Below are 6,066 nucleotides of genomic sequence, written 5' to 3'. Positions count from 1 at the left end.
TCATATCCTGATGTTACAATTCGCGCTTTACCTTGTGCATCGGTTTTGCCTAAAGCTATACATGGTAATGCCTTTATACTTCAGTACTAATTATCCAAAAAACATAACTTAAATTAATTACATTAATTTTTTACTGTATTATTTTAGGGGATAGTTACATTTTTAATATAAATTTGCATAATCGAATTTTTAGAATCCAGTTTATTTAGATTGTGTAAGCTTTGATATTCCATTGAATTATTAGGTGATTTCTTGCTTTTTTCTAATATTCATTGTTGTTCATTGCTTTTAATTGTTCTAAATAAATATCAAAGAGAACTTCCTCAAACATATCAGGAATAAAGGGTAATTTATCATATGGTTGAGGCGTATTTATGCCTTTAATAATTGAGTTATCTTTATTTTCCTTATCTGAATCATCAATAGTGAATATCAAGTTTCCTTTTTCATCAAAAAATTGGTTTTTTTCATAAAATTTATCATATGATTCATATAGTTTTAGCTCAAGATGATTAGTTCTTATACCGTTATCATCAAAGCGATCTGATACGGCAATAAGTTGGTCTTTGTTTATATAATTATAAGTTCTAATAATAATACCTTGAGAATTTTTAATTTGTTGATATATTACAATATTTTTTTTATCTTCATATTTTGATTCAATAATAAAATGAGGCAAAAACAAACTTTCAAGCACAAAAAATTTACTACTTTTCAAACTATTATCTTGATATTCAAACTCATTTAATACTTTATAAATTCGTGTTTTTTTAACTATCGAAATTATCTTACCCATCTCTTTTTCAACACGTATATAGTTTGGTTGTTCTACCGCTTGTTTGACGTTTTCTAATGGAGATAATTTTCCATTATTATCCATAACAAAAAAGTAGATGTCGTTTTCTAGCGGTTTAAATTGTTCTAACGGTAAAGTGATTGGAGTTTGCTGCCACTTTTCTTTAATCAAAGTTTTATACTGATAGTTATCGCCCACTTCAAATTTGATTAAATCATAGTATTTTACGTTAGATTGTTGATTTTCGGCTTCGATTAAAGTTAACGGCTTTTGATGAGGGAAATTTTTATAACGTTCATCTAAAAAATAGGGATAAGGCAATTTAGCATAATAGGTTTTATTCGGTTTTATTTCTAAATATCTAGTGCGGTTTATTGCTTCATTGTCCCATTGTTTAGTATTTTTATCTAAGGTATGTTTAAATAATTTTCTCGTCACAAATCTGCTAGTTTTTTCAACATCCATCATTAATGTATTATAAGGATAAGGCTCTACTAAATCATTTGCGGCATCATCAAATATTTCATCTGGGTTATGACCTGTTATTTTGATGATTTTCCCTTTGCTATTGAATTGCTTATTTTCAATTCGAGGAAAAGATTTAGATTTATCGAAATAAGTAACACTGTTGGTTTTAATACCATTATTATCAAAATATTCTTCAATACGTTCAATGTGATCTTTGTTGATTTCGGTATAACTCATGGTTTGCTGAGTTAATAGATTATGCTGATTACCTTTTAACTTATTTCCGTTTTCATCATAAAATTTTTCCGATAGATAGATCATATTATTTTGATTATTAAATATTTCCAATTTAATGTGTTTTAGGTTTTGATTAGGCCAATAATCATAACTAAAATGGCTAATCGAACTTATAGGTCGCTTTTGGATACTAATCACTTTTCCATTTAGTTTTTCAACACGAAGGTAGCATGGTTCTTCAAAGACATCTTTAAAGTTTTCTTTCTTTTGTAATCGATTATATTTATCCAAAATATAATAATGAATACCATCTTCAAGTGTCTCAAAAGGCTCTGTTGGATAGAGTATTTCTATAATATTTCTATCTTGTTTTAATACATCATAATATTGATAATTATTATTTAACTTAATCTGTGCAATCTTTTGTGCTGGTATAGGATTTTTTGAAGAATTAATATCCAAAGCATTATCAATCGTGGAATATAATTTTTGTTGAGGAAAACTATTTTCTTTACTACTAAAGTAATTAAAATCTATCTGGTAGTATATTTTATCTGGTTCAATTTCTTGTGTTTTTAATTGGTTTATAATTTCAAATTGTTGTTTCATTGTTATCTCCGCAAAAACTGATTTAATAATTGTTATGCTAACTACTAAGAGTAATAAATTTATTTTGTGGAAAGTTTTCATATAATCCTTAATTATTTTTAAGTATAGAATTGATATCCCTAATAAATACTGTTTAATGATTGAGATATTTTTAACAACTTATCAATTAAATTTTTTCTATTTTCATATTTTTCATCAGGTTCTGATTTAGAATCTAAAGATTGTTTATAATCTATAAAATGCTGATCATAACCTTGTCCGATTCCATCTGGATCAGCCAAATCACAACTAGCTAGCAATAAAAACAATAGGGTATGGCAATTGGTTTCATCAAACCCATCACCATTCCAACTCCATTCAGGCTCATCTCTTTCAAATTTAGCGACAAAATTTCTAATATCTACTATAACCTGTTTTTCTGTTCGTAAATCCCTAGGTAATAAGTAAGGATTTGTTGTTAAATAAATGGGATTATCTAAATCGAAACGCCGATATTGCATGCAATCAAACGCAATTGTTGACAGTTCATTATTAAGTTTGCTTCTTCCTGCAGTTCGTTCTATTTTATAATCTAGCTCAAGGTTTTTGTCTTTTTCTCTTCTATCAATATGATCGCCATTTAGACAACCATCATTTTTTATAAATCTAGAATTAAATGTAACTGCGCCTCTAATACTAAAATTGTGAAAACCATTATTGGATATTGGATACCAACCATAGCTTTCACGGAAACCGTTTATTTTAGTCGGCGTTTTATTAAATTTTATTAAACCCTCCTCTTTTAAGCCTTGTTGTTTGGCTTCTACTATAAAATCATCCATTTCATTTTCATCTTTATGAACAATTTCTATCCAATAATGACCTGGTTTGTTCCATGCTGTTTTAGGAATTCTTCGTATTAAAATATTTTCTAATTTTCGTGTTCCAGTTTTTACTGTAGTTTCTATCGTTTTATCGTTGCTTGAAGATTCACATGTTATTGATGTTGCTCCAGTACAATACATAAAATACCCCTAGAATCTAATTTTTTATACCTATTTATACCGAAATGTTACTTTATCTTCTTCATATCCTGATGTTACAATTTGCGCTTTACCTTGTGCATCGGTTTTGCCTTCGGCAATTACTTGATTATCTTTATTTACGATTTGATATTCTCTATTCATAATCGGTTTGCCGGTTCCCTCTTCAACCAATACAAATTGTTTAACATAAGGTGCTTGTGGTTGCTGTTTTGGGAATGAATAAAGTGTTGGTAACATTTTTTGTGGGCCAGAGTATGGAAAGGCTTGTGCGCCATGTTTAATTATACCTGGTGCATAAAGTTCAATATTGCCATCGGCAATACGGATATAAGCACCACCACATGCAATGGTTATCTCTTTTTTAGCATTAATATTAATTTTATCGTCGTTGCTGACTATTTTGAGTGATTTGTCGGCTATTACCTCTATATCGCCATTATGGGCTTGCAGTTGGACTTTAGCTTCACCGCTAAATAATTTAATATTTTCTTTGGCAAAAACGGAATAATCTTTAGTTGCGCTAATATGCACTGAATTATTGGCGGCAATATTCGTATCATGTTTGCTAGTTAACAAAATATTTTGTTCAGCAAATTGATAAATACTATCAGGAGTGACTGCTGCTATACCTTTTGGACTAGATAACACCATACTTGGCTGAGTAAATGATAAATTATCATCAATTTTTGTTGCGGTATAACTCACAAACAGATTAAAGCTATCCGTGCCTTCCAATTTACCCGCTCGGTGACTATCTGAACGTTTAGATAGGCGATTAGATACACTCAAGCCTGTTTTTAATAATGTTGCTGTTTCATCACCATCTAAACTGGCCTTTTTAACACCTTGGTTGCCCTCTCGTTTATATGATGTCAAATAAACCCCTTTACCCGCTCGTATTACCCCCCACTCATCGGTGCGCAGCTCAAAGCCTTCACCCCGCTTAATTTTTTTATTATCAACTAAATGTCCTAGATTGAGTTGTGTTTTACCATATTCGGTGGCTAGTTTGATATGCTCTTGCCCGCGCTTATCATCCATTCGCAATTTGTTATTGGCGGGTGTTCGAATTACATTGCGGTGTTTATTGCGGATAGACACATGGTCTGGGTGGGCGCTGTCATGCATTGCATGAGCAATATAGGGGCGGTCAGGATTGCCATTCGTAAAAGCAACGGCAACTTCGGTACCCTCAATAAGGGGAAAATGAAAACCATAAGTATTTCCTGAATAAGGCTTGGCAAGCCTAACCCATAAACTTTCTTCGCCTTTTTTCCAGTTTTTTAAATCAAAGTTAAACTTAATACGATAGCGCCCTTGAGGGTCAATATAGCCATAGGTATCGTGATTAGGACTGGTCACTCTTGCCGGTAGTGTACCGCTTACTTGTGGCCACGGTAATGGCGCAGGACGATAAGGTTTAAGTACATTAAACGGTATAGCGGTAAAGTGGGTTTGGTATGATTCGGTTCGGTCGCCATGACTATGGGTTGCAACAATGATAATGCCGTCTTTGATATCGTTAATTGGGCAGCTATCAATAATAAGAAGTTGCCCCGGCACTAACTGATAATCATTACATTTTCCATAAATGGTTAATTGTTCGGTAATATGTTGTTGATGGCGGATGTGGGCATACCATTTGCCACTTTCAACAGTTTGAATATCTCCCTCTGTTTTATGATGCTCTTCATAACGATAGTCATCGCCTCGGGTTGTGATATCTTTTTGTTGACTATTGTCGGTGATGTGAAGGTTGTTATTTGCCGTGCGGTAGTTGTAATCATTAATACGTACCTGATTGGGTTTGGTTTTACTGCTAAACTGCAAATCCCATACGCTATGACGGCGACTATCATTTAAACCACTGGGCTGCTTAATTGCAATATTACCCGCCTTTTTTAATCCTTGTTCATAATCACTCATGACCATGACATCACAGCGATGTTTTGGATGCGTTTCAAAATAAAACCAGATACCAACATCAGCTAATAAACGCTGAATAAAGCTTAAATCACTTTCTTGCCACTGGGTAATAAACTCACGAGCAGGGTAAGTTTCATTTAACTCCATTCGAAAATCAATCCCGATAAAACCGTGATTACGCAACACCTCTTCAACGACTTCAACGACGCTTCTATTTTGAAAAATAGCACTTTGATGATGGTTAGCTAGCAATGCCACTTTAGATTCAAACACCACCCGATAGTGTGCTTGGTCTTCACTCATTGAGACAAAACTAAATTCAGTAATCACCCCATAGAGTGTGCGGGGTTTATCTTCAATATCCAGTGAGCTTATTTGGGTGAGTGTAAGTGGTAAGGGGTTGGGATGAAAAGTTAGTGATGCGGTTTGGCTGAGTACTGAATCGATGGATATCTGACGATTTGCGCTGGTAAAATCAATGTAATATTGCCAAGGTTGATTTAACTGCTCTTTGCCTTCGAGTGATAAGACCGAAATATCTGTTGTCATCTCAAGTCCATCTATCGAAAGCGAGTAACGATTCAGCGGGGTGGTTCTGGCAAGTGAATCAAGATGACTGGTTAACTGATCTATTATGCCCATAGCTTAATCCTTGTTTTATATTTATAATTTTGGTTATCTAAAATAAATCATAAGGTAATCTACACTCTTAAAATACGTATTTTTTTTGAACAGTCAAGGGTTTTTATGATCAATAAAACATTTACGAGTTACAACTTTATTTATGCTACTTGTTGTTTTCGATGGTTTAGATTAGTAATTCATTGATGCTTTTATTTAAGAACACCTGGATTCAAACATGAAGTGCAATTTTAAACACGGTGGAGTGAAGAAAGTAGAAAGGTGATTTATACTTGTAACTATCCCCTAAAATAGTACAGCAAAAAAGTAGAAAATTCTCTATGATAAAAGAAAAGGGGATTTAATTATGAAAAAAATGACTGA

At 32.7% G+C, this 6,066-nt stretch carries 3 protein-coding genes; all 3 read right to left on the bottom strand.

Annotation, left to right across the window (positions count from 1 at the left end; all coding sequences use genetic code 11):
• Positions 1-262: 262 nt before the first annotated feature.
• Positions 263-2,110: a hypothetical protein gene (locus B9N71_RS10780; RefSeq protein ID WP_085165937.1), complete on the bottom strand. Its 1,848-nt coding sequence runs from the start codon at positions 2,108-2,110 to the stop codon at positions 263-265.
• Between the two features lie 119 nt (positions 2,111-2,229).
• Complete coding sequence (locus tag B9N71_RS10775; protein WP_085165936.1) at positions 2,230-3,114, bottom strand: hypothetical protein; 885 nt, start codon at positions 3,112-3,114, stop codon at positions 2,230-2,232.
• Positions 3,115-3,144: 30 nt separating this feature from the next.
• The gene (locus tag B9N71_RS10770; protein WP_085165935.1) at positions 3,145-5,703 is read right to left on the bottom strand and encodes a type VI secretion system Vgr family protein; all 2,559 of its coding nucleotides are present in this window, start codon (positions 5,701-5,703) and stop codon (positions 3,145-3,147) included.
• Positions 5,704-6,066 lie beyond the last annotated feature (363 nt).

The organism is Gilliamella bombi, assembly GCF_900103255.1.
GTDB lineage: Bacteria > Pseudomonadota > Gammaproteobacteria > Enterobacterales > Orbaceae > Gilliamella > Gilliamella bombi.
The sequence above is the reverse complement of the archived record's forward strand: the minus strand, read 5'-3'. Positions and strand labels throughout refer to the sequence as shown.